Here is a 24,921-nt window from a genome sequence, read left to right on the forward strand (position 1 = left end):
TCAGGCGCTGACTGACGCGACGCTGGCCAGATCAGGCCGTCTTGCCGTCGCGGAACAGCCACGGACGCTCGGTGCGATGACGCTTCTCGAAGCTGTCGATGGCGTCCTGGTCCTTGAGGGTCAGACCGATATCGTCCAGGCCTTCCATCAGGCAATGCTTGCGGAAGCTGTCGACCTCGAAGGGAATCGACTCACCGGTCGGCGTGATGACTGCCTGTGCCTCGAGGTCGATATCCAGACGATACCCTTCCACCGCCTCGGCCTCCTTGAACAGACGGTCCACCGTGTCCTCGTCGAGGGTAATCAACAACAGACCGTTCTTGAACGAGTTGTTGTAGAAAATATCGGCGAAGCTCGGCGCGATGACCACGCGGAAGCCGAAGTCGGTCAGAGCCCAGGGCGCGTGTTCGCGCGAGGAACCACAACCGAAGTTGCGACGCGCCAGCAATACGCTGGCGCCTGCGTAACGCGGCTGGTTGAGCACGAAATCCGGATTCAGCGGACGCTTGCTGATGTCCTGACCGATATAGCCCTCGTCGAGATAACGCAGCTCATCGAAGAGGTTCGGCCCGAAGCCGGTGCGCTTGATCGACTTCAGAAACTGCTTCGGGATGATCAGGTCAGTATCGACGTTGGCGCGATCAAGCGGTGCCACGAGGCCCTGCTGGCGAATGAACTTTTCCATGTCGGGCCTCCTCAGGCGACTTGAGTGTTGTTGGTAGGGATGGGGGCAAAGTCACGAACATCAACGAAGTGACCCGCAATCGCGGCAGCGGCGGCCATCGCCGGGCTGACGAGGTGCGTACGCCCACCGAAGCCCTGACGGCCTTCGAAGTTGCGGTTGGAGGTGGAAGCACAGTGCTCACCGGCGCCCAGCTTGTCGGCGTTCATCGCCAGACACATGGAGCAACCCGGCTCACGCCATTCAAAGCCCGCCGCGAGGAAGATCTCGTGCAGCCCTTCCGCTTCCGCCTGCGCCTTCACCAGGCCAGAGCCCGGCACCACCATCGCCTGCTTGAGGCTCTTGGCGACCGTGCGGCCTTCGGCCACGCGCGCCGCTTCACGCAAATCCTCGATGCGCGAGTTGGTGCAGGAACCGATGAACACGCGGTCCAGCTTGATGTCGGTGATCTTCTGCTGAGCGCTGAGACCCATGTACTCGAGCGCACGGGTGATGCCACGCGCTTCGGTGTCATCGCTGGCCGCGGCCGGGTCCGGCACCACGCCATTGACGCTGGTGACCTGCTCCGGGCTGGTGCCCCAGGTGACCTGCGGCGCGATATCCTCGGCCTTGAGCACCACCACCTTATCGAATTCGGCGTCCGCATCGGAGACCAGATTGCGCCAGTCGGCGACGGCCGCTTCCCACTGCTGGGCGTTCGGCGCATAGGGGCGCTGGTAGAGATAGTCGATGGTGATGTCATCGACACCGACCAGACCGACCCGCGCACCGGCTTCGATCGCCATGTTGCAGATGGTCATGCGGCCTTCCATGGAGATGTCCTGGATGGCAGAGCCGCCGAATTCGATGGCGTAGCCGGTACCGCCGGCGGTGCCGATCTCACCGATGATGGCGAGCACGACATCCTTGGCAGTGACGCCAGTGCCGAGACGACCATCGACGCGCACCAGCATGTTCTTCATCTTGCGCTGGATCAGGCACTGGGTGGCGAGCACGTGCTCGACCTCGGAGGTGCCGATACCGTGGGCCAGTGCCGCGAAGGCACCGTGGGTCGCGGTGTGGGAATCGCCACACACCACGGTCATGCCCGGCAGAGTCGCGCCCTGCTCCGGCCCGACCACGTGCACGATGCCCTGACGCGCATCATTGATGGTGAACTGCTCGATGTTGAAGCTGTTGCAGTTGTCGTCGAGGGTCTGCACCTGGATGCGTGAGGTCTCGTCCTCGATGCCCGCGATACCGGCAGCACGCTCCTTGAGAGACGTCGGCACGTTGTGGTCCGGCGTTGCCAGGTTGGCATCCAGACGCCACGGCTTGCGACCGGCCAGACGCAGCCCTTCGAATGCCTGCGGCGACGTGACTTCGTGCAGCAGGTGACGGTCGATGTAGATGAGTGCAGTACCGTCTTCGCGTTGCTTGACCAGGTGCTGATCCCACAACTTGTCATAAAGGGTCTGGCTAGCCATGTCGTGTCTCCTCGTGGCGCCTTATGGTAAGAGCGCGCTTGCTGCCTCGGGGCTCGTAACGGCCCCTTGATGAGGGTGTGTCGTCCAGTGTTGATGGCGGGGCGGTCGTGCGAGCCCGTGGATAGTGACCACTTGCTTGCTGGCTCCAGCATCGCCGCCGCGTCCTGTGCCCTCAAGAGTACTCGGCGAGGATGAATAAAAGCAATTCATGTTTTTCATGCTTTGGATTCCCAAAAGGAATACCATTGCTCATCAGGTCGTGATCAGGAGTGCATCTGCCTGCGCCGGTATCGATCGCCCCGCTTGACGCTCCCCTGAACGCCCCTATGAACGTCCCTATGATTGCCCTCATGACAGGATAGCTGCCCCACATGGACACACCCTCTCTGCAGGCCTTCGTCGCCGTCGCCGAAACCGCCTCCTTCTCGCTTGCCGCCGAGCAGCTGCACCTCACCCAGCCGGCCGTTTCCAAGCGCATTGCCCAGCTGGAGCAACTGCATGGCGCACGGCTGTTCGATCGCATCGGACGGCGTGTCTCGCTGACCGAGGCCGGCAATATCCTGCTGCCCCGCGCCCGCGCCATCCTGGTGATGCACGATGACACCCGGCGTGCGCTGCGCAATCTGTCCGGCGAGGTAAAAGGCAGCCTGACGATGGCCACCAGTCACCATGTGGGCCTGCACCGGCTGCCGCCGCTGCTCAAGGCTTTCACCATGGCCCACCCCGAGGTGCGCATGGACATGCGGTTTCTGGATTCGGAACAGGCCTATCAGGGCGTACTCGATGGGGAGCTGGAGCTGGCCGTCGTCACCCTGGCACCGCATCGCGATCCCAATCTGACGGTGGTGCCGGTGTGGCTGGATGAGATGCGCTTCGTGTGCGGGCGTGATCACCCGCTGGCAGGCCATAAAGCGTTGCCGCTGGCCGCCCTCTCACAGCACGACGCCGTACTGCCGGGCCACCTGACCTTCACGCGTGGCATCGTCATTGACACCTTCGCGCGTGACGGCCTCTCGGTAGAAGTCTCGATGTCCACCAACTACCTCGAGACCCTCAAGATGATGGTCGCCATCGGCCTGGGCTGGAGCGTACTGCCGGAAAGCATGATCGACGACGAGATCGAGATCCTGCCCATCGACCACCGCCCCATCGAACGCCAGCTCGGCTACCTCTATCACAACAACCGCACCCTCTCGAACGCCGCCAGCGCCATGATCGAACTGCTGGAAGGCGCAAGGGACGCGGCGTCGAGAAACCTCTAGCGCACTCGAAAGCCCCACTTGCAAATACAGCCTGAACGCACAACGCCAGCCCCGAAGGGCTGGCGTTGCGGTTCTGACTCACAACTTGTGGCGCCGCAGATCAACTCTTGTCGCCATCCTTGGCATTGCCAGACGAGCCATCCATCTTGCTGGCCGCAGGCTTGGCATCGTCCTTCTTGGCCTCTTCCGCTGCCTTGGCGACGGCGGCCTTGCTGGCATTGGAGGGACGGCCTCGGCGCGGCTTGGGCGCTTCGCTGCCGGTGTCGCTCTTGGCGGTGGTAGTGGAAGCGCCAGAACTTGAAGTGCCTGAGCGGGAAGCCCCCTGACTGGAAGTCTCGGTGCTGCTACCCGTCTTGGCAGTGCTCGCACTTCCCGTCGAGCTGGCAGTGCTCTTGCTCGCCGTGCTCTTGCTCGCCGTAGTCTTGCTGGCAGTGCTCTTGCGCGTCGTCGCGGGCTTCGTAGCGCTGGAGCCCGAAGCCGTGGAAGAAGTGCTGCTGCTCGAGGTGCCGGATGCAGACGGCTTGCTGTCAGAGGCTGACGTGCTCGCAGTCGTCTTGCTTGCAGTCGTCTTGGCCGCCGTTGACTTGTTGGCAGTGGTCGTCTTGCTGGCAGCCGTCTTGCGCGGCGTGGAGGTCTTTCTCGCCGTGGTGGTCTTGGTCGCCGAGCTACCGGTGCTGCTGGCAGCCGTGCTCGCAGCGCTCGGTTTTGCCGTGCTCTGTTTGGTAGTGCTGTCGCTGGCCGTGCTGCTGGTGGTCGCTGCGCTCTTGGTAGCAGCGCTCTTGGCAGCAGTGCTCCCGGAGGCTGTGCTCTTGGGTGCAGCACGCTTGCGCGCGGCGGGTTTGCTTGCCGGTGTTGCTGACTCAGCGGCTTGCGATCTAGTGGCTGACGGCTCAGCGGCTGGCGATCCAGCAGCCGATGCGGCCTTGGAAGCGGCAGGTCTGGTGCTCGCACCTTGCGCCCTGGAGGCACTGGATGAGCTATTGCCCGCCGTGTCACCGGCATCATTGGCGGCCTTGCCGGTGACGGCTTCGGTCATCGCGGTCATGGCCTCTTCCAGCGGCAGCGTCACCTGCTTGAGCGCTTCATTCACGCTCTTCTCGACCGTCTGCTGCACATCACGCACGGCCTTGAGCTGCGCATCCGCCACGCTGGTGATCTCTTCCGGCACGCTCTGCCCCAGCACTTCGGGAATGGTCTGGCGCGCATAACGCCCCGGCGCCGCTTCGATCACGTCGAGCTTGCCCTCACCCGGCGTGCGCGCAGAGACCTCCGGTTCCGGCTCCACGAAGCCATTGCCGGTCATCCACGCCTGCCAGTCATTCCACCAGGAACCTTCGTGCTGCTCGGTGCCTTCGAGCCACTCATCCGGCGTTGCCGGCAGGCTGTCATTGGTGGCGTAGCCGTACTTGTTCTTGTGCGGCGGATTGACGATACCCGCGATATGACCAGAGCCACCGAGCACGAAGCGCTTGATGGAGGCCTTGGGCAGCTGGGTGCCGTTGTAGGTGGTCTGCCACTTGGCGATGTGGTCCTCGCGCGCGGAGACCCAGTAACTCGGTGTCTCGATCTGGGAGAGATCGATCGGTACGCCGTCCAGCTCGATGCCGCCGGGCTGCACCAGGCGGTTCTCCAGATACATGTGGCGCAGATACCAGGCATGGGTACCGGCCGGCAGGTTGGTGCCGTCGGTGTTCCAGTACAGCAGATCGAACGCGGTCGGCGCTTCGCCCTTGAGATAGTTGGAGACGTAGAACGACCAGAACAGGTCATTCTCGCGCAGCAGATTGAAGGAGAACGCCATCACGCGGCCATCCAGATAGCCGTCCTGCGCCATCTGCTTCTCGAGGCCCTGCAGTACCGGCTCGTTGAGGAAGACACCGATCTCACCGGGATCGGAGAAGTCCTGCAACGTCGCCATGTAACTGACCGAGCGCACGCGATTCGCCTGTTTCCTGGCCGTGAGATAGGCCATGGTGCTGGCCGTCAACGTGCCGCCGATGCAGTAGGACAGGATGTTGACCTGCTTCTCGCCGGTGGCCTGTTCGATGGCATCCATCGCGGCAAGCGGCCCCATCTGCATGTAATCGGCCCAGGTGAGATCGCTCTGCTCCGGCCCGGGATTGCGCCAGGAGATCAGGAACACGGTGTGCCCCTGCTCCACCAGCCAGCGCATCATCGAATTGTCCTGACGCAGATCGAGAATGTAGTACTTGTTGATCCACGGCGGCACGACCAGCAACGGCGTACTGAAGACCTTTTCCGTCGCCGGGCGATACTGGATCAGCTGGATCAACTCATTCTCGAACACCACATCCCCCGGCGTGACGGCGATGTTGTCGCCGAGACGGAAGGCTTCGGTGTCGGTCATCGCGACATTGATGCCTTCGGCGGAGTTGGCAAGGTCTTCCCGCAGACGCTTCAAGCCGTCGAGCAGATTCTGGCCGCCGGTTTCGCGGGTCACCCGCTGCACTTCCGGGTTGGTGGAGGCGAAGTTGGAGGGCGAGAAGGCACTTACGTACTGGCGCGCGTAGAACTCGAGATTGCGCTTCTGGCTCTCCGGCAATCCCTTGATGCCCGCCAGCATCTCATCCACGGCGCGCGAGAACAGCAGATATTGCTGCACGAGGAAGTGATAATACGGTTCGCTCTGCCAGGCCTCATCGCGGAAGCGACGATCAGAGCGTGCGGGGCTGATCACGGGCTCGACACTCTCACCGCTCATCTCGCGCAGCGTGCCCTGCATCAGGGCCATCTGGTCCTGGAAGAGGCGGGTCTGCGTGGAAATCAGCAATTGGGGGTCACGTGCCAGCGCCTCCGCGCCTGCCTGGAAGCAACGTCCCATCTCGTCATAGATGGTGGAGGCAGCAGCACTTGGCCATAGGCGCTCCAGCATGTCACTCATCAGAGCCTGATACTGGGTGCTGGCTTCCTGTACCACGCCGGCCCATTCGCCGCCGTCGGCGCCATCGGGGAACAGATGGGAAAAGGCCTGAGAGAATGCCTGAGAAAGTGCCTGCTGCTGGGCTGAAACCATATCACCCGTCCTCCTTGTCATTGGCTATCGAAGCATGGCTGTCGAACGAACGCCGACATGCACGATTTCATCGAACCGAATCCTTCCGTACCTCTGCAGTGCAATGCCCTCGAAAGGCGTTCGCGGCGCCGTCACTGGCACCTTGCACCGACTCTCTTCACTCTGGCGTCACTCTGGCAAGCCAGAGCCTTGCAGTCCGCTTTCCGTCGCATTCATGCCAGAGGCGCGAATACGACGGAAAGCCGGCTGAGACCTCTCATCTGTCGTCTTGCCGCCTCGGGGGGGGGGGCGACTCTCAGCATGCACCCGGGCCGTGATGGGGGCAATGCCTGACCTCGCCAAAAAAAGGGCTGGCGCGTGCGCCAGCCCTCTCGATGATTCTTCAGCTCTGCTTGGCGCGGCTGGTGGCACTTGCCGGCTTGCTGGTGCTGTCTTTCGCGGCATCCGCCATGGCGGAAGACGCCTTGCTGGCAGCGGAAGATGCCTTGTCCGTGGCTTCCTTGCCCGCATCGGAATAGGCCTGTTCCATCTGGCTGCGCATCTCGTTGCCCATTTCCGCCAGTTTCAGGGAATCGTCCATCATCTGCTGGGACAGCTCGGTGGCCACTTCCAGCTGACGATTGCCGAATTCGCTGAGCTGCTCGACACTCTTCACTTCCGTCGCGGCGCGGGCACGCTCGAAACCGGTATCGGCATAGCGCTTGGCGGCATCCATCTGGAACTCGGCCACCTTGCTCATGTGGTCGAGCACCAGGCTGTTGAGCTTGCGCATCGGCTGATAGAAGCTGCGAGCCTGCTCGGCAAAGGCGTTGAACATCTGATCCTGTTGCATGACGGTTCCTCCCATGGATTCCGTACCGGAAGAGCGCGCAGAAGACTCTGCGCCATCTTTGGAGCGCAGCATTATGCTGCACTGCACAAAGACTAGTCTGCTCCCGAAGCGGTTGCAATCCCATGACGATAATCCTGCACCGCAATGCCTTCAGCTTCCCTCGTCATCCATCAGTCACGCTGACTGCGTGAGCGCGCGCTGGCGGCCTTGGGTCTGTCCTCAGCGGCCGCCTTCTGCGCAGCTCCCGCATGCGGGTCATTCCCTGCGGGCTCACTGTCGCCACCACTGGCGTTGCCTGTGCCCTGCTGACCGAACTGCTGCAAGGTATCCAGCATCATCTTCTGGTACTGCTGGAAAGCCGCCATGCCCTTGGCCATGCTGTCGCCCATCTCGTTGGATGAGGCCCCCGGGGAATCGGCCGCTGACGCGCCGCCCATCCCCGCCATGCCTTCCGCCATCCCCGGCGGCATGAACCGGGCAAACGGCGTGCCCGCCCCCGGTGTCATCAGCGGCTTGAGCAGGCTCATCGGATCATAGCCCTCGACGCCCGCTTCCATCTGGCGACGAAAGCGCTCCATCAATTCCTGTTGAAAGGCTTCCACATCCGGCAGGCCCATCGCCTGGCGAAACTCCTGAGGCGTCAGGTCGAATTCGACATTGATCTTCATGGCAGTGTCCTTGTGTTGTCTGCCCGCGCACGGCGTGGTGCGCGAGTCCGCTGGCATGCTTGCCATTCGAGTCTAGCAGCGAGAATGACACGGGGGCAGCCTGCTACTTACGCCTTTTCTTATTTTCGGCTCGCAAGCCAACCCACCACGCAAGACGCCCCAGCCACGAAGGATGCAGGGCATCACTCCACGGATGGGGCGTCTCTTTCTCACTAAAAGTTCAACAGCTGGGCAGCGCCAGCAGTTCAGCCGCGCCGCAAGCGGCTTACACCTCGCGCAGCACCGGTGTGTCGACCTTGACGTCGGCATTCTGGCCACGATGGCGCAGCAGGTGGTCCATCAACGTCAGCGCGACCATCGCCTCGGCGATCGGCGTGGCACGGATGCCGACACACGGATCATGACGGCCGGTGGTGATCACCTCGACCGCCTCGCCGTTGACATCGATGCTGCGACCCGGCAGACGCAGGCTGGAGGTCGGCTTGAGCGCGATGCTGGCACGCAGGGTCTGGCCACTGGTGATGCCGCCCAGGATGCCGCCGGCATGATTGGAGAGGAAACCTTCCGGCGTCATCTCATCACGGTGCTCGGTGCCCTTCTGGCTGACCACGGCGAACCCGTCACCGATCTCGACGCCCTTGACGGCGTTGATGCTCATCAGGCCATGGGCCAGCTCGGCATCGATGCGATCGAAGATCGGCTCACCGAGACCCACCGGCACGCCAGTCGCCTCGACGGTGACCTTGGCGCCCACGGAATCGCCTTCCTTGCGCAGGGCGTCCATATACTGCTCCAGCTCCTCGAGGCGGTCCGCATCGCCACAGAAGAACGGATTGGTGTCGACCAGCGACCAGTCCTTGACCTCAAGCTCGATGGGACCGAGCTGGGACAGATAGCCGCGCACCTGCACGCCGTGGCTCGCCAGATACTTCTTGGCGATGGCACCGGCGGCGACGCGCATGGCCGTCTCGCGCGCGGAGCTGCGGCCACCGCCACGGTAGTCACGCTCACCATACTTGTGGTGATAGGTGTAGTCGGCGTGGGCCGGACGGAACTGGTCCTTGATCTTGCCGTAGTCCTTGGAGCGCTGATCGGTGTTCTCGATCATCAGGCCGATGGCCGTGCCGGTGGTGCGGCCCTCGAACACGCCCGAGAGAATGCGCACCTGGTCCGGCTCGCGCCGCTGGGTGGTGTGACGCGAGGTACCGGGGCGGCGGCGGTCCAGATCGATCTGCAGATCCGCTTCGCTGATCTCGATGCCCGGCGGGCAACCATCGATGATGGCGCCCAGCGCCGGGCCATGGCTTTCGCCGAAGGTGGTGACAGTGAACAGCTTGCCGAAGGTATTTCCGGACATTCAGGGGGTCCTCAGGCGATGCCGCCGGTCATGGCCGACGGCGTTCTGATAATAGTTGTCGTGAGCTTTTCAGGTCTGGCGCTGAAGCGAAGGCACCAGACGAGCCTGTCTTCAGGCGAATTCGGGGGCGCAGACGTCCAGTGTCTGGGCATCGATGGCGAAGACGCCGTTGCCGCCGCGCTCGAACTCCAGCCACATGAAGGGCACGTCCGGGAACGCGTCCATCAGGTGGCGCTCGGAGTTGCCGACCTCGACGATCAAGACGCCGTCGTCGGTCAGGTAGTCACGCGCCTCGCGCAGGATACGGCGCACGATATCCAGGCCATCATCACCGGCGCCCAGCGCCAGCGCCGGCTCGTGGCCGAATTCCTGCGGCATGTGGGAGAGATCGAAACTGTCCACGTAGGGCGGATTGGAGACGATCAGGTCATAGCGCTTGCCGGCCACGCCCGCGAACAGGTCCGACTGCACGGCGATGACCCGCCCTGCCACGTCGTGGCGCTCGATGTTGCGACGCGCGACTTCCAGCGCCTCGCTGCTGATATCGACCAGATCCACCTCGGCGGTCGGCATCACCAGCGCCGTGGCGATCCCGATGCAGCCGGAACCGGTGCACATGTCCAGCACCCGGGTCGGCGGCAGTTCCGGGAACCAGGCCGAGAAGCCGCTCTCGATCAGTTCGGCGATCGGCGAGCGCGGAATCAGCACGCGCTCATCGACATCGAAGGGCACGCCGGTGAAGAAGGCTTCACCGAGCAGATACGGCAGCGGCTTGCGGGTGGTGATGCGTTCACGCACCAGCGCCACGATGCGCGCACGCTCCATGGTCAGCAGACGGGCGTCGATCACGGCGGGGTCCGTGTCCCACGGCAGATGCAGCGCACCCAGCACCAGCGCCACCGCCTCGTCCCAGGCAGAGTCGGTACCGTGGGCGAAGTGCAGACGGTGCGCGTGGAACTCGCTGGTCGCCCAGCGAATCAGGTCGCGCAGAGTCACCAGCTCCTCGACGAGACGGGAATCCGGCTCACTGAGGCTGGAAGGATGGCGCAGGTCGGACGCGGAAGTAGTGGACACGGTGATTCCTGTAAGCGGACAGATGGACAACGAGCGCCGCCAGTCATGATGCGTCGGTGGCGTCTCGCGCAGGCATTGTAGCGTTCACGAGGCGTGGCGGCGACCCTTGCACGCGCCATGGTCACCGCGCGTGACGTGCGCGACATCATGGGACGCCACTGACCTTGCACGGCACGGCGCGGTGCTTCACAGCACCGACAGCCACGCTATACTGCGCCCCTTGCCATTCACCGCTTGCGGAGCCCCCAGCCATGCCCCCCCGACACGACGACAGCTCGGATGACGGCGACGATTTCAACGCCTTCCGCGCCGCCCTCAAACAGGCCGGCGTGCGCAAGATCACCAGCAACCGGGCAGACCCCGGCCGCAAGCCGCTCAGCCGTGACGAGCAGGCCCGACTGGCCGCGCGTCGCGCTGCCGCCAGCGAAGCCTCGACCGACTCGCTCGGCACGCCATCGCGCACCACCGATGGTCAGGTCGAGCCGGTCACGCCCAGCCAGCTGCTCGACTTCGCGGTGCCTGATCTCCCCTACCGCCAGCGTCAGCGCCTCAAGCGCGGCGAGATCGCCTGGGAGGCGGGCCTCGACCTGCACGGCTATACGCTGGAGCAGGCCCGCCTCGAGCTCGAGTCCTTCATCGACGATGCCATCGCCCGTCGCTCACGCTGCGTGCTGGTGGTGCATGGCAAGGCATGGACCGGCATGGCCGATCACCCCATCATCAAGAGCCACGTCAATGCCTGGCTGCGCCAATGGCCTGACGTGCTGGCCTTCACCTCCTCACTGGAGCTGGATGGCGGCAGCGGCGCAGTCTATGTCCTGCTGCGCAGCAAGGGCCGTGACCCGCTGCTCGACTGAGCGAGCCTCGCGCTTGCCACACCGCAGAGACATTGACGATCCGAGCACTTGAATAGCGAGCATCTGAATAGCGAGCATCTGAATAACCGAGTGCTTGAATAGCCGAGCACTCGAGTAGCAGAGGCAGGCCTCACGCCGAGCCTGCCGCCATAACGACAAGGGAACACCCTGATGACACCCAACGCTGAACAGCCCATGCACACCGCTTCACGCCGCGCCCTTTCCGCTGCCATTCTCGGCGGCGCGGCCGCCGCTGGCCTGTCGCTGGCCTTCGCCATGCCGGCCGCCGCCAGCGATGCACTGTCCGACAGCACCCTTTCGCGTGTGCAACAAGGCCAGGTGCTGAAGGTCTGCACTACCGGTGACTATGCGCCCTTCAGCCACCGTGAAGACAATGGCGACTTCGAAGGCATCGACATCGACATGGCCGCCTCACTGGCCAAGAGCCTGGGCGCCACGGTACAGACCGTGCCGACCAGCTGGCCGACACTGATGGAAGACTTCACCTCCGGCAAGTGCGATATCGCCATGTCCGGCATCTCGGTCAAGCTGGACCGTCAGGCTCAGGCCTACTTCAGCCAGCCGTACCAGACCGGCGGCAAGACGCCCATCGTGCGCTGCGAGGACGTCGACAAGTACCAGACCGTCGCGCAGATCAATCAGCCCAGCGTGCGCATCACCGTCAACCCGGGCGGCACCAACGAGCGCTTCGCCAATGAATTCCTGAGCGATGCCACGCGCGTCGCGCACAACGACAACCGCACCATCTTCAACAACATCATCGAAGACCGTGCCGATGTGATGGTCACCGACGCCATCGAGACCCAGCTGCAGGCCAGTCGTCACCCGGAGCTGTGCAGCGTGCATCCTGATGCGCCGTTCACCTTCTCCCAGAAAGGCTATCTGCTGCCGCTGGGTGACAATATCTGGAAGGCCTACGTCGATCAGTGGCTGACCCAGATGCAGGGCACCGGTGAGCAGGCCGCCATCTTCGACAAGTGGATCAACGGCTGAGGCGACGCTTCGCTCAGGCTCCGGTCTCACGCTCTGCAATGAAGCGCTCTGTATTGAAGAGCACTGCAACGAAGAGCACTGCAACGAAAAGCCCCCGCCGATTGGCGGGGGCTTTTTCATTAAAGGACAACTCAAAAAAAGGCTAGCCGTCGCTGCCCTTCTCGTAGCGATCCAGCGCTTCGGCGGCCAGGTGGCGCCCCAGCTTGATCAGGCCCGCGGCGCGGTGGAATTCATAGGCGCCACACACCGTCTTGGGAATCTCGACCAGGATATCCGGCGGATAGCCGGCGATCTTGTACTTGGCCAGCGTCGCCTGGGTGATATCGAAGGAGCGCATCATCATGTCCAGCTTTCCCCAGGCAAGCTCCGGCGCGTTCTCATCGACCCGCTCAGGCTCGGCTGCGGACGGCGGCTGTTTGCCTTGGGTGACAGCGCCAGTCTCTGCCTGCGGCTCTGCCAACGCTTCTGACCCCGGCGCTGGCTCGGCATCGCTGCTTTTCAGTGCCTCGAACTTCAGGCGCGAGGCATCGCCCGGCGGCAGCGGGACACCGCCGACCGGACTGGCAAATGCCATGCCCTGCTGGTCCTCCAGCGCCTGTTCCTTCTCGGCAGAGAAGATGCGCTCGGCCCCGCGACGCACTCCCCGCAGCCAGTCACTGAAACCACCGCCGCGCGCTTCCAGGGCGGCTTCGCGCGCCTCTTCCTCGGCGGCATCGGCCGGTGGCAGCATCTGCTCCAGTGTCTGGTTGCGCGGCGAATGCGCCGTGGCGTTGACCGCCAGCACCAGGTCAACGTGGGCGGCGACCAGCGGCGTGATCGGCAAGGGATTCATCAGGCCGCCATCCACCAGCACCTTGCGGTCGCGTTGCACCGGCGTGATCACCCCGGGCACCGCGATGGAGGCCCGAATCGCCTCGAGCAGATTGCCGCTCTGGAACCAGACCTCCTTCTGGGCGATCAGGTCGGTGGCGACGGTGGTGACCGCAATCGGCAGGTCCTCGATGCGCGTGTCGCCGATCAGGGCTTCCAGCTCATCCATGATGCGGCGCGCGCGGATGGCGCCCATCGGGCTCCAGGTGACATCCACCAGCCGCAGCACGTCGAAGTAATCCAGCTCACAGACCCAGTCGCGATAGGCAGCCAGCTTGCCGGCGGCATGGATACCCCCGACCAGTGCGCCCATCGAGCAGCCCGAAATGGCGCGAATGTCGTAACCGCGCGCCAGCACTTCCTCGATGACGCCGATATGGGCATAGCCTCGGGCCCCGCCACTCCCCAGTGCCAGGGCGATGGTCTTGCGCTTGGCCATGGCATGTCTCCCGCTGCAGATGATGAAAGATGAACGGACGCGGCACGCGGTGCATCACTCAGTGCGAGCTGATCCACTCGACGATGGCATCGGCGACTGCCGCCACATGCGCCGGCTCCAGATGCAGGTGGTGGCCACCCGGCAAGACGCGACGCTCGAGCCTCTTCACAGCATCGCGCGCCTGCTGCGCCTCGTGCCTTATGGTCAGGATACCCTGCTCGCCCTCGATCAGCAGTACCGGTTGGGTCAACGCCGCCAATAACGCCAGCACCTGCTCCGGGGTGTAGCGCATCAATGAAGGCCGCAGCAGGCGACGGTCACTTCTCAGCCGCAGACCACCGTCTTCCAGTACCTCGAGGTTGCGCTCGACGATCGGCCGCGCCGTGTCGGCATCGATCGGCGTGACACCTCCCGCGACCCGCGCCGCCACGGCGTCCTCGACATGACGATAATGGGCACGTCGCGTGGCGGCGCGTCTGACCGGCTGCGCGTGGCGTGCCAGCAATCCGCGGCGCAGCTGATCGACCACCTCCGAGGCTGGCGTGGCAAGTGCGCCGATGCCATCGATCAGCACCAGTCGCGCGATATATTCCGGCAGCGCCGCAGCCACCTGCCCCGACACCGCCGCCCCCAGCGAGTGCGCCATCACCGTGACCGGCGCGCGCGGCAGCCCCTCGTCATACAGGCCTTCCAGCGCCTCGATCACATCGTGGCAGTAATCCCACACCGCATAATCACCGTGCTCACCCAGCGGACTCGAGTGTCCGTGACCGACCATGTCGATGGCGATGAGGCGAATACCGAGCCGTTCACACAACAGCGGCGCCAGGCGGCTGAAGCTGGCGGCATTGTCGAGCCAGCCATGCAGCGCCAGCCACGTCGGTGCCTGCTCGGCGTGCTCGGCAGGCGCCCACTCCAGGGCCGCCAGCTCTCCGCCCGTGCGCCGTGGGAAGCGACGCTCACGCAGCGAGACGTTGGCGCTCAGGGGAGCCTCTGCGATGTCCTGAATGGATTGATCAGTGCTCATGATTGCCTCCCGGCCAGCAGGCCTGGCGGCAGCACATCCGCCGGCGCGAGGTCGGCGATGGCCGCCAGCAGCGCGGCGCGCGTCTCTTGCGGGTATTCAAAGGGGTACATATGTCCTCCCCGGACATGCTCCACCGTCAGCCCGGCGCGGCGCAGGCGTGCCTGACGCGCCGGCGTGAGCAGATCAGACTGGGCGCCGGCCAGAATCCTGACCGGCACCGCCAGCTTCGCCGGCGAGCCTGACAGGTGATCGCTGAGGTGGCGAAAGATCTCGACCTCATGACGGGTATCGAAGCTCAATGACAGGCTGCCGTCCGCGTGACGATGGGTGGCGTTGTCGACGTAGTCGTCCAGCGCCTCTGGCGTGAAATTGGCGAACAGCGAGCGACGGCGCAGGTAATCCTGCATGGCCTGACGGGAGTCCCAGCGCGCGCGACGCCCGCGGGTGCGGCCTGCCGGCGTGACACGATCAATGAAACCGAAGCGCTTGGCGACCTTCATGCCCAGCGCATCACGGCCCAGCATCAACGGCGGGTCGAGCAGCACGAGGCAGTGAAAGCGTTCCGGCTGCTTGAGCGCCGCCATGTAATTGACGATGCCACCCAGCGAATGGCCGACCCCGATCACCTTGCGCCCGGTGCCGCCCGCCGCGGGCAACGGCCCCAGTGCGGCGTCCAGACATGCCAGCCACTCATCACGCAGCGAGATCAGATTGTTGCCGACCGGATAGGCAGGGTCGTGCGCCAGTCGGTCCACCGGCAACAGATTGAAGTGCTCGGCCAGCGGCGCCAGCAGGCTCTTGTAGCAGGCACCGGTGAAGCCATTGGCATGCGCGAAGGCCAGCACCGGACGCTCGGTGTCGGCATTCAGGCTGGCCGGGTTAGCGTCGCCCTGCTTGGACAAGGCCTGTTCGGGCCGGGGTTGCCGTGAGGTGGCATTCATCGCAAGGTCTCCTTACCACGGGCCGCCGTCCCTGACGCGCCCAGACAAACGGTTGTTTAAATATAGTCAACAGCATGCCAGCCCCGCCCCATGGGCGCTACTCCTCCCTTTGGCCCATGGAGCACCTCACTCCCCTTCCAGGCCCGCCGGCACCAGCGCAGCGGCTGTTTCCGCTCCCGTCTCAGCTGCTTCCGCCTCAGGCAACGCCAAGGCACGACTGACCGCCAGCGCCGCCTGAACCGCGATAGCCGTGAGCTCAACCTGCTCGTCTTGGGGCACCCTCGCGCCCAGTGCCAGCAGATGATCGCGCAGCGCGCCATTGACCTGTATCTCGACGGCATTCAAGCGCGCGACCAGTTCAGGGGGCCACCCCTTGCCGGAGAGCGTCAGCCGTGCCCAGGGCTTGCTGCCCGCCGCGATGGCCAGCACCAGCTGGGTGCGATCATTGAGCTGCTCATGCTGACGGTAATAGAGCGAGGGGCGCGACCAGTTGAGGGTCAGCGTCACGGCAGGCTGCCAGGCGTCTGGCTGGGCTGCGCCGCTTTCAGGCGTGGAGGCGCGAGGGCGCAGATCATTCTGCGTCAGCGGCGACAGCGCAGCGAGAATCTGATGGGCAGCGTCGCTGTCAGGTGCCAGGCCTCGCACCAGCGGCCCTTGCCGTGCTGACGCGTCTTGAGCAGACGCCGCCAGCGAGATGTCCATGCGACTCAGCGGCTTGTACACCGCGGCGTCACTGCGTAGCTCGGTGACATCCAGCACCTCGCTGGGCGCCATGCCGCCGCGCCAATCCGGCAACCCGATATCGCGCGTCAGCTCCCAGATCGGTGCGCCATTCGCACCAGCCATGGCGGGGGAGACTTTCACGTTCGCATCCGAGGGTGACGGCACCCACCGCACGTAGCGACCCGCCAATTCAGCACTGCCCGCACCGTTCCCCTGTGTTGCCGCCGCGGGCCTGGCGCCCAGTTGCAGACTCACCTGAGCGCCATTGCCCTTTACGCTCAGCAGCGGTGACTGCGCGCTGAAGCCCAGCGCTTCAAGTGCCTTGTCCGTGGCCGGCTTGCGCGTGCGCAGTTGTGCCTCGCCCAGCTGACTCACCAGCGCCTCCACCTTGCCCTGGCGGGCAGGCCAGCCGGCCAATGAGGTGATCTGCCAGTCGCCTGCGGGCCCACGCGCCAGGCTCAACCAGTCCTGGCTGGCCTCTGTGCCACGTCGAATACCGATGCGCTGCGCCGAGGCGGCCACCTGCGACAGCAGCGGCAAGGGCTGCAAGATGCCTGACTGACCCGCGGCCACTGTCGTCAGTGCCTGGCTCATCAGCGATTCACTTTGCCACTGTGCAGGGTCTGTCCCGCCCGTGGCGGCGCCTGAGCGCAGCGATTCCAGCAGTGACGGCCCTGCGGTGAGCGCCGTCACCGCGGCCACGGAGACCAGCGCCGTCAGTGCCCATCCCGTCCGATTGAAGCGCCCCATCAATCACCTCCCGACTGGGTAGTATCGCTCGGCGTAGCCTTGCCTGAATCTGCCTTGCCTGAAGCCGCCTTGCCTGAACCTGCCTTGCCTGAAGCGGCATTGCCTGCGGTTGACTTGCTAGAGCCTGTCGAAGCGCTTGTGGCGGCGTCACTCGCGGAGCGGGCGCTGTGCTGTGCATTGCGCTGTTCATTTCGTTCTGCGCTGCGCTTCCCGCTGGGCTGACCGTGCCCCGACAGGCGTCCTGTCGACTGATAGCCCGCGCGACGGCTGGCGCGATAGCGGCGCCAGCAGATCAGCTCGCCAAGCAGGCTCAACGCCACCGGCAGGGCCAGCAGCGTCCATAGGCGAAGCTCGCGACGCAGGGCATCACGCTCAGCATTCGCCTTACGCTGCTGACGTGACAGCGCGTCCTCGAAGTCATGCTGCATCGCCGCCAGGGCGTCGCTTTGCTGCGCGGCTTCGGCCTTGCCAGACACCGGCGTCGCGCCGAGCGCACTCAGACGCGTCTGCCAGTCATTGCGCAGCCGGGTCTCCTCGGCGGCCTGATGATCGGCCAGTTGATGCAGGCGCGTCAGCTCGCGCACCTGATGGGCACGCGCGCGCAGGGCGACCAGCTCAGGGCTGCCTGCCAGCAGGTCCACGGCATTTTCCAGCCAACGCGCATTGGCATTGAGGGCCTGCTCGCTGCCATCCGCTGCCGTGCGCCGCCACAGACGGTCACTGGCCATGTCGACATCGCTGACCACCAGCAACTGGCCACCCTTGGCGCCCGCTGTCGGCCATTGCGCCAGCACGGCCAGCCCGCCAGCCGGCGGTGTTTCCCCTGCCAGTCCCGACAGCGGACGCGGGTCCATGCGGCTGGCGTGAACACGCGCCGCCGGAATCAGGCGCGCCTCATCGCTGGCACGAATCAGCCACTGCAACGGCGCGCCTTGCGCCCCTGGGCCTTTCGATGATGCGTTTGCTGCATCAGGCAGCGGCGCCAACCAGCCCGCGCTGGACATCACCAGTTGCTCGACATTGAGGTTGAGCGCGGCGTCCGACAGCTGTGCAGCACTTAGCCCGAGCAACGTTGGACTCAGCGCACGCGTGCCGTCCAGCAAGCCAATCGGCAAGGCCAGCTGCGCATCCGCCACCACCTCACCCGCGCGCGATTCAAGCCCGGCGCGCGACAGCAATGTCGTCAGCGCCTCGGAAGCCGGCGCCGGCTGATCGAGCATTTCGGGCAGCGGGTCCACCAGCATCAACACCCGACCGCCATGCTCGAGATAGGCCGTGATGGCCTCCAGCGTCTTGACCGGCAACAGCCGCGGCGCGATCACCAGCAACGCATCCTGATCGGCGATCGGACGCGCGGCATCATCACCGGCCGACAGCCAGTCGATGCGCAGGCGTGCATTGAGATGCTCCATCAGGCCCCAGCTGCCTAGCGCTCTGCCCTGCTCCAGACTGGGCTGGCCCATCACCGGCAAACGCGAGACGACACCCAGACGCGGCGGCTCGGTGCGCGAGACTTCCTGAATCTGGCGTGTCACCTGCGCTTCCAGCCCGCCGATATCCGCCGCCTTGAGCAGCGGAATGGCGCGGCGTTCGGCGTAGGGGCCATCCACCACCAACCCGAACAGCATCTCTTCGCCGCCCGGCAATGACAGCGCGGTCAGGCCCTGCGCTTCGAGATCCGCGAAGTCGGCACTGCCCGGCGCAGGGTCGACACGCTTGAGGCGTATCTGCGGTTCACGCGCGAAGGCGGCCAGACGCGTCTCGATCCGTGTCGCCAGTTCACGCAGCTGCGGCAGATCGGCGGCGAAGCGTTCGCTGTAGGCGAAGGTCAGCGTGACCGGTGCCTCGAGATCATCGAGCACCGCACGGCTGGCGGGGCTCAGGCTGTGCTGACGCGTGGCGGTCAGATCATGCGCGCGGGTGAGCGGATTGTGGCCGTCGGCCGTCAGCAGCGGCGGCAGGCGCACGCCGGCCAGCAATAGCGCGGTGACCGCAGCCGCCAGCGCCGCCGTGACCAGCCACTGTGGCGCCTGCTTGCGTGCATGGCGCTCCTGACTGAGGCCACGCGCCTGCAGCACCAACCCGGCCAGAGTCAGCAGCAGGAAGTAGCTGGCATCGAGCCAGGTCGGCCGGCCTTCACTGAAAGGCGTCAGATGCGCCGGCAAGCTGATCAGATCGAGCAGCTGCACCCAGTGCGGCGCCAGATGCTGAGCCAGCTGGCTCGTCACCGCGGGTGTGCCCGGCAGCATCAGCGCCAGGCCCAGTACCAGCGCCCCGAGCCATGCCGACAGCGCAGAAGGCGCGCGCACCGCCAGCGCCTGACCGAGACTGGCCAGCGCCATCACCAGCAGCGCCATGCCCAGATAGCCGCTGAGCATCAGGCCGAGATCCGGCGTGCCCAGCCAATGGATCAGCACCACCAGCGGCGCCGTCATCGCAAGCCCCAGCCAGCCCAGCACGCTGGCACTGATCAGGCGTGCGCTGGCCAGTCGCCACGACCCCAGCCCGAGGCCGGACAGCCATTCGAGCAGGCCGTTGGCACGCTCTTCCGGCCAGCCGCGCAGCGCCAGCAGCGGTGTCCACAGCACCAGCAGCCAGGGCAACACTTGCCACAGCGAGCCAAGATCGGCGCGATCACGTGCCAGCAGATCGCCCACCTCGAAGGCCCCCAGCGGAGCCAGCACCGCCATCACCACCAGCAGCGACCAGCTGGCGCCCTGCGTCAGTGCCTGATGCAGGTCACGGCGGACCAGCGCGAGAACGGCCCTCATGACGACACCTCCTGATCTGCGCGCGGTGTCTGCTTGCGCATCGGCAGCGGCGAGGGCTGTTCCGCCATGCGCGTCACCAGCTGGCGGAACGCGACCTCGATATCGCCCCGTTCGTGGACGCATTCATCGAGGCGGATTTCCATATAGCTGCACCAGCGTGCCAGCGCGGGGCGCGGGTCCTGGTGGAGCCGCCCGGCCAGGCGCAGCACGGCGCCGGTCGAGACCACCAGCGGCGACTTGTCACGCGCCATGGCATCGCCGGGCTTGACGGGCGTGATGGCCGCCACGCCCGGCAGGCGCGAGACACTGGCCAGCTCGCGCTCGCTCAGGGCCCGGCTCAGCGTCACTCGCCATACCGGCAGGCTGGAACTCGCGCCATACCCCGCGCCGTAGCGCGACTGGCTGCCGCCCAGAATGCCTTCGCTTACCGAGGTCGCGGCCAGCGCCTCCGGCGTATCATCGAAGCCCAGCTGGCCATTGGCCATGACCAGTACGCGGTCACAGATGCGAGGCACTTCCTCCAGCAGATGGGTGGAGACGATGATCAGACGCTCGCGACCCAGCTCGCGAATGAAGGCGCGCACGCTGTCCTTCTGCAGCGGGTCCAGTCCATCGGTGGGCTCATCGAGCAGCAGGATGTCCGGATCATGGGTCAACGCCATCGCCAGTGCCACGCGACGCCGATAGCCTTTGGATAACACTGCGCACAATTGATTGGCGAAAGGCGTGATATCCAGGCGATCCATCAATGCCGCGAGACGATCATTGCGCACCTTGCGCGACAACCCATGCAGACCCGCCACGCACTCGAGACTCTCGCGCACCGTCAGCTGCGGCCACAGGGGCGCGCCCTCCGGCAGATAGCCGATACGACGCTTGAGGCGATTGAGCTGGCGCTGACTGGCGCGACCATCGAAGGCTTCGCCTTCCAGCTCCAGCTGGCCCTGGGTAGCGGCGAGCGTGCCCGCCAGCATGCGCAGGCTGGTAGTCTTGCCGGCGCCATTGGGCCCCAGCAGACCGATGACCTCACCACGCGAGGCCGTGAAGGTCAGCCCGGTGACAGCCTGTTGCTGGCCAAATTGACGCCCGAGCCCACGACTGACCAACAGCGCCGGGGAAGCGGACGGCTCATCAGGTGCGTGCGCGGGAGTTGCCGCAGAGCGAGTTGCCACAGAACGAGTCGCAGCAGAGGGCGTCGCGTCAGAGGGCGTCGCGGCAGAAGATGACGCAGAGGTCGTGTATGGGTCCTGCAAGATACCCGCTCCTTGTACTTTTCTTGATAGGGGCAATGCGCTGCCGGGGCTGATGGTTCCGGCAGGTGATCATGAGGCCGGAAGATAACCGTGGCCCCGGCAGTTAACCGTGACAGATGACAATGCAGCGCACAGGGTAAGCGGACAGCCTGCGCTCGCCAAGCAGGAGTGCGCGCACAGTCGCCACTCGCGCGGTTATGGCGTCTATTCCGCCCTTTGCCGGCTCTCAAGGCAGGTCTCGGCGGCGGTCTTCTCTACCACCACGCCCCCCCGCGCCCCTGGTTGGCGGCATGCGGTCAACGCGACCTGATAGCGGAACTAGCACCGGGGCTGATGCCCGAGCTGAACGACTATCCCTAAGTCTAAGGAAAGCCTGATATGCTGGGCGAATGACAGGCACGCGCTGTTGTCAGAGCGCCTGCTGGCCGGCCGTCTGCCCGCCAGAGCCTTCACATGTTGAACCTTCTCCCGCTGAGCCTTCATTCGCTGAGCCAATATTTCACCTTGCTGGACAGGACCCCTCGATGCCCAAACATGACAAGCAGTCCGCTACTTCCTCGCCGTCTTCCAGGCCGCGTCGCGATACCCGCCTGCGCAACGGCCTGTTCTGGGCCTTGCTGGCAGCGGCCTTGGTCACGGGCTTCTGGCTGGCCTGAGCCAGGCCGCCGCGGCAGTTCACGACGGGGCTGATACGACAGCTCGCAACGGACTGGCATGACAGTTCACGATGGGCGGTCGCGCAACGCTCGTCAGGCGCTGACCAAAAGCCTCACCAGACAGACCGCAACACTCACAGGACAAGGGCGGAAATGAGCGAGACTACTTCATGAACGACATGCTGGCGCTGTTCGTCGCGACCCTGAACGTCACCGTTCCGGTCTTCGCGATGGTATTTCTGGGCCTGGGCCTCAAACGCCTCGGCTGGATCGATGACACCTTCATCGGCACCGCCTCATCGCTGGTGTTCAAGGGCACCATGCCGGCGCTGGTCTTCCTCTCCATCGTGCGCGCGGACCTGGATCACGCCCTGCGCCCGGGCATGCTGACCTACTTCGCGCTGGCGACACTGGGCACCTTCCTGCTGCTGTGGGGCTGGGCGATCCTGCGCGTGCCGAGAAAGGAACGCGGCGAGGTGGTCCAGGGCTCGTTTCGCGGCAACTGCGCCATCGTCGGGCTGGCACTGGCCGCCAACCTCTACGGCGATCTCGGCCTCTCGATGGGCGGCATCCTGATGGGCGTCGTCATCCTGTCCTACAACATGCTGTCGGTGGTGGTGCTGTCGAGCTATCTCGGCGATGGCCGCACCAGCTGGAGTGGCATCGCGCGCGGCATCATCACCAACCCGTTGATTCTCGGCGTGCTGGCCGCCCTGCCCTTCGCAGCCTTCAGCTGGCAGCTGCCCGAGTGGCTGGAGACCTCCGGCGACTACTTCGCGCGCATGACGCTGCCGCTGGCATTGATCTGCATCGGCGGCACCCTGTCGATGCGCTCGCTGCGTGAAGGCCGCAAGCTGGCGCTGAGCGCCAGCCTTATGAAGATGATCAGCGTGCCGCTGCTGGCGACCACCGTCGCCGTGCTGCTGGGCTTCCGCGGTACCGAACTCGGGGTGCTGTTCCTGTTCTTCGCCTCGCCGACGGCGGCAGCAAGCTTCGTGATGGTACGGGCGATGGGCGGCAATGACCGCCTGGCCGCCAACATCATCGCCATCAGCACTCTGATGGCGGGCATCACCATCACGGCAGGCATCTTCGTGCTCAAGCTGAGCGGTCTGGTCTAGCAGCAGCGGTCTGGCTGCAGGCCAAAGCGAAACGCCCCCGCCAGTGCAGACTGGCGGGGGCGTTTCGTTGTGACTCAATGGTTGCGGCTCAATGGTTGTGGTTCATGACAGCCGCGCGTGACTTACGCCAGCTCCGCCGGGCTCACGAACTGGTGCAGATCCGCCAGGCCAGCGGCCCAGACATCGGCGTCCAGCCAGGCGAGGCTTGCGGTGGCAAAGGCCAGCTGGGTGCTGCCGGGGCCATCGACCAGGGCGCTGGCCAGATTCGAGACCAGCGGATTGTGGCTGATGATCAGCCAGTCGCGCGGCTCGCGCCCTTCAGAGGTGGGCGGCACATGGGTCTGCAGCCAGTCGAGCACCGGCGTCAGCGGGTCGTCCGGGGTGATGATCTCGAGCGTGGTCTGCTGCTCACCACTCAACTCCAGCGCCGAGGAGATCTCCTGGGCGGTCTGCTGGGCGCGGGTAAACGGGCTGACGACCAGTGTCAGGCGCGCACGACGCTCGGCGGGCAGCTGATGGGCCAACCAGCGACCGATGCGGCGCGCCTCTTCGCGGCCATATTCACTCAATTCGCGGCTGGGATCCGGCGTGCCGGCCTGGGCCTCACCGTGACGCATGATCAGTACACTCATGACATTCTCCTGAAAAGATGACTGCCGCCGCGCAAGCGCTACATCACTCGCTCTGTCGCTGCGGCCGATGACCAGGGACTCGCCAACCGGAGCGTTGCACGAGTCAGACAAGGGGATGGCGAAACACGCTCCATCACCCGCTACCTGCTATGAGTCCTCAGGAGCCGTCGGGTTCCAACTGCCGCGCCTGCTGCACCGACTCACGCGACAGCACGAATTCCACATCGCTGGACTGCTCACCGCCCATCAGCGCGCGGGCCATGTGATGCGGGTCGACATTCTCGAACAGCACCTTGGCCATGCCACTGACCAGCGGCATGTAGATGCCCAGTCGCTCGGATTCATCCTGCACCAATCGCACGGTGTTGACACCCTCGGCGACCTGCCCCAGCACCTCGACCGCGTGGTCGAGGGTGCGCCCTTCTCCCAGTGCGTAGCCGACCCGATAGTTGCGCGACAACGGCGAGGAGCAGGTCACGATCAGATCGCCCACGCCGGCAAGGCCGAGGAAGGTCATCGGATTGGCGCCCTTGGCCACGGCGAAGCGGCTCATCTCGGCCAGCGCGCGGGTCATCAGCATGGCACGGGTGTTCTCGCCCATGCCAAGGGCCGCGGCCATGCCGGCCGCGATGGCGTAGATGTTCTTCAGCGCCCCGCCCAGCTCGACGCCGTAGCGATCATTGCTGGCGTAGACACGGAAATAGTCGCAGCCGAAGGCCGTCTGCACGCGAGCGCGGGTGTAGGCGTCGTCGGAGGCGATCACCGTGGCCGTCAGCTGCCGCTGGGCGATCTCGGCCGCCAGATTGGGGCCAGACAGTACGCCGATGTGCGTGAAGCCGGTTTCCTGCTCCAGCACCTCGCTCATCAGGGTGAAGCCTTCGCTCTCGATGCCCTTGGTGGTGGCCACCAGAATCTGCCCTTCACGCAGGTGAGCGCGCGCCTGACGGACCACCGTACGGAAGGCCTTGGAAGGAATCGCCACACAGACCAGCTCGGCCTCGGCCAGAGCATCGGCCATGTCGGTGGTGGCACGCACCGAGGCATTGATCTCGAAGCCCGGCAGATAGCCCGAGTTGCGGTGCCGGGTGTTGACCTCCTCGGCCTGGCTGGCATCACGCATCCACTGGGTGACGCTGGCACCGTTGTCGGCGGCAATCGAGGCGATCGCGGTCCCGAAGCTGCCGCCACCCAGCACGCAGACATTGAGTCCCACCGCCTGAGGGGTCGTTTCGCTTACCTCGCGATCACGAATGGCCCGACGAGGTGAAGGGGTAGTGGCAGACATGCTGACTCCTTGGATGACGATGTGCTCAGTGAATGGCAGGCATTGTACTCATAGTTTGTCAGAGAATGCTGAACAAGAGATGTCTGCGCAGACCTCGTGGCCAACGCAGGGGGCTGCGCCTGGGTGACGCGCCTGGGTGACGCGCCTGAGTGACGTGCCTGCCACGCGCGCCTCACAAGCAATCGACTGGCACGAACCATCGATACG

The 24,921-nt window shown here is 65.0% G+C and carries 19 protein-coding genes and 1 pseudogene; 5 read left to right on the forward strand and 15 right to left on the reverse strand.

Annotated features, from left to right (window positions below):
• Positions 1 to 31 precede the first annotated feature (31 nt).
• Both leuD and leuC read right to left on the reverse strand, forming a co-directional pair.
• Entirely contained in the window at positions 32 to 685 is a 654-nt protein-coding gene (gene leuD, locus AOG28_RS00150) for a 3-isopropylmalate dehydratase small subunit (RefSeq protein ID WP_054554933.1), read from the reverse strand.
• 11 nt (positions 686 to 696) lie between these two features.
• On the reverse strand, positions 697 to 2,148 hold the full coding sequence (gene leuC / locus AOG28_RS00155) for a 3-isopropylmalate dehydratase large subunit (RefSeq protein ID WP_054554934.1): 1,452 nt from the start codon (positions 2,146 to 2,148) through the stop codon (positions 697 to 699).
• Positions 2,149 to 2,519: 371 nt separating this feature from the next.
• On the opposite strand from leuC, the gene AOG28_RS00160 reads away from it, so the two are divergent.
• Positions 2,520 to 3,410 carry a LysR family transcriptional regulator gene (locus AOG28_RS00160; RefSeq protein WP_054554935.1) on the forward strand — a complete coding sequence of 297 codons (891 nt, stop codon included), beginning with the start codon at positions 2,520 to 2,522 and terminating at the stop codon, positions 3,408 to 3,410.
• Between the two features lie 1,171 nt (positions 3,411 to 4,581).
• On the opposite strand, the pseudogene phaC reads toward AOG28_RS00160, so the two are convergent.
• The 5 genes and pseudogenes from phaC to prmB form a co-directional block, all read right to left on the reverse strand.
• Positions 4,582 to 6,312, reverse strand: a pseudogene (gene phaC / locus AOG28_RS18585) (class I poly(R)-hydroxyalkanoic acid synthase); the annotation flags it as partial.
• A gap of 514 nt (positions 6,313 to 6,826) precedes the next feature.
• A complete protein-coding gene (locus AOG28_RS00170) occupies positions 6,827 to 7,276 on the reverse strand; it encodes a phasin family protein (RefSeq protein WP_054554936.1) in 450 nt (149 codons plus the stop codon).
• A gap of 170 nt (positions 7,277 to 7,446) precedes the next feature.
• Entirely contained in the window at positions 7,447 to 7,944 is a 498-nt protein-coding gene (locus tag AOG28_RS00175; protein ID WP_054554937.1) for a DUF6489 family protein, read from the reverse strand.
• 265 nt (positions 7,945 to 8,209) lie between these two features.
• Positions 8,210 to 9,301 carry a chorismate synthase gene (gene aroC / locus AOG28_RS00180; RefSeq protein ID WP_054554938.1) on the reverse strand — a complete coding sequence of 364 codons (1,092 nt, stop codon included), beginning with the start codon at positions 9,299 to 9,301 and terminating at the stop codon, positions 8,210 to 8,212.
• 111 nt (positions 9,302 to 9,412) lie between these two features.
• Positions 9,413 to 10,375, reverse strand: coding sequence for a 50S ribosomal protein L3 N(5)-glutamine methyltransferase (prmB, locus tag AOG28_RS00185; protein ID WP_054554939.1), 963 nt, complete (start codon positions 10,373 to 10,375; stop codon positions 9,413 to 9,415).
• A gap of 251 nt (positions 10,376 to 10,626) precedes the next feature.
• On the opposite strand from prmB, the gene AOG28_RS00190 reads away from it, so the two are divergent.
• Together AOG28_RS00190 and AOG28_RS00195 are read left to right on the forward strand one after the other, a co-directional pair.
• Positions 10,627 to 11,232, forward strand: coding sequence for a Smr/MutS family protein (locus AOG28_RS00190; RefSeq protein ID WP_054554940.1), 606 nt, complete (start codon positions 10,627 to 10,629; stop codon positions 11,230 to 11,232).
• Between the two features lie 171 nt (positions 11,233 to 11,403).
• Positions 11,404 to 12,246, forward strand: coding sequence for a transporter substrate-binding domain-containing protein (locus AOG28_RS00195; RefSeq protein WP_200906708.1), 843 nt, complete (start codon positions 11,404 to 11,406; stop codon positions 12,244 to 12,246).
• A gap of 142 nt (positions 12,247 to 12,388) precedes the next feature.
• Here AOG28_RS00195 and AOG28_RS00200 read toward each other — a convergent pair whose 3' ends face one another.
• The 6 genes from AOG28_RS00200 to AOG28_RS00225 form a co-directional block, all read right to left on the reverse strand.
• Entirely contained in the window at positions 12,389 to 13,555 is a 1,167-nt protein-coding gene (locus AOG28_RS00200) for a patatin-like phospholipase family protein (RefSeq protein ID WP_054554941.1), read from the reverse strand.
• Positions 13,556 to 13,613: 58 nt separating this feature from the next.
• Positions 13,614 to 14,582 carry an alpha/beta fold hydrolase gene (locus AOG28_RS00205; RefSeq protein WP_082388095.1) on the reverse strand — a complete coding sequence of 323 codons (969 nt, stop codon included), beginning with the start codon at positions 14,580 to 14,582 and terminating at the stop codon, positions 13,614 to 13,616.
• Positions 14,579 to 15,523, reverse strand: a complete 945-nt coding sequence (locus AOG28_RS00210) for an alpha/beta fold hydrolase (RefSeq protein ID WP_082388096.1) — start codon at positions 15,521 to 15,523, stop codon at positions 14,579 to 14,581. Before AOG28_RS00210 ends, AOG28_RS00205 begins: the two co-directional genes overlap by 4 nt.
• Positions 15,524 to 15,649: 126 nt before the next feature.
• A complete protein-coding gene (locus AOG28_RS00215; protein WP_054554942.1) occupies positions 15,650 to 16,996 on the reverse strand; it encodes a DUF4340 domain-containing protein in 1,347 nt (448 codons plus the stop codon).
• A complete protein-coding gene (locus tag AOG28_RS00220; protein ID WP_054554943.1) occupies positions 16,996 to 19,767 on the reverse strand; it encodes a GldG family protein in 2,772 nt (923 codons plus the stop codon). Before AOG28_RS00220 ends, AOG28_RS00215 begins: the two co-directional genes overlap by 1 nt.
• Positions 19,764 to 20,939 (reverse strand): ABC transporter ATP-binding protein, encoded by a 1,176-nt coding sequence (locus AOG28_RS00225; RefSeq protein WP_160317840.1) that lies wholly within the window; start codon positions 20,937 to 20,939, stop codon positions 19,764 to 19,766. Before AOG28_RS00225 ends, AOG28_RS00220 begins: the two co-directional genes overlap by 4 nt.
• A gap of 605 nt (positions 20,940 to 21,544) precedes the next feature.
• Between AOG28_RS00225 and AOG28_RS18795 the strand changes: the two genes are divergently transcribed.
• Together AOG28_RS18795 and AOG28_RS00230 are read left to right on the forward strand one after the other, a co-directional pair.
• Positions 21,545 to 21,676, forward strand: coding sequence for a hypothetical protein (locus AOG28_RS18795; protein ID WP_268750725.1), 132 nt, complete (start codon positions 21,545 to 21,547; stop codon positions 21,674 to 21,676).
• A gap of 170 nt (positions 21,677 to 21,846) precedes the next feature.
• Entirely contained in the window at positions 21,847 to 22,797 is a 951-nt protein-coding gene (locus AOG28_RS00230) for an AEC family transporter (RefSeq protein WP_043335541.1), read from the forward strand.
• A gap of 122 nt (positions 22,798 to 22,919) precedes the next feature.
• Here the strand turns inward: AOG28_RS00230 and sixA are convergent, their stop codons facing one another.
• Together sixA and AOG28_RS00240 are read right to left on the reverse strand one after the other, a co-directional pair.
• Complete coding sequence (gene sixA / locus AOG28_RS00235) at positions 22,920 to 23,429, reverse strand: phosphohistidine phosphatase SixA (RefSeq protein ID WP_054554945.1); 510 nt, start codon at positions 23,427 to 23,429, stop codon at positions 22,920 to 22,922.
• A 157-nt stretch (positions 23,430 to 23,586) separates the two neighbouring features.
• The gene (locus AOG28_RS00240; protein ID WP_082388098.1) at positions 23,587 to 24,714 is read right to left on the reverse strand and encodes an NAD(P)H-dependent glycerol-3-phosphate dehydrogenase; all 1,128 of its coding nucleotides are present in this window, start codon (positions 24,712 to 24,714) and stop codon (positions 23,587 to 23,589) included.
• Between the last annotated feature and the right edge of the window lie 207 nt (positions 24,715 to 24,921).

Origin of the sequence: Cobetia sp. UCD-24C, assembly GCF_001306765.1 — a bacterium.
GTDB lineage: Bacteria > Pseudomonadota > Gammaproteobacteria > Pseudomonadales > Halomonadaceae > Cobetia > Cobetia amphilecti.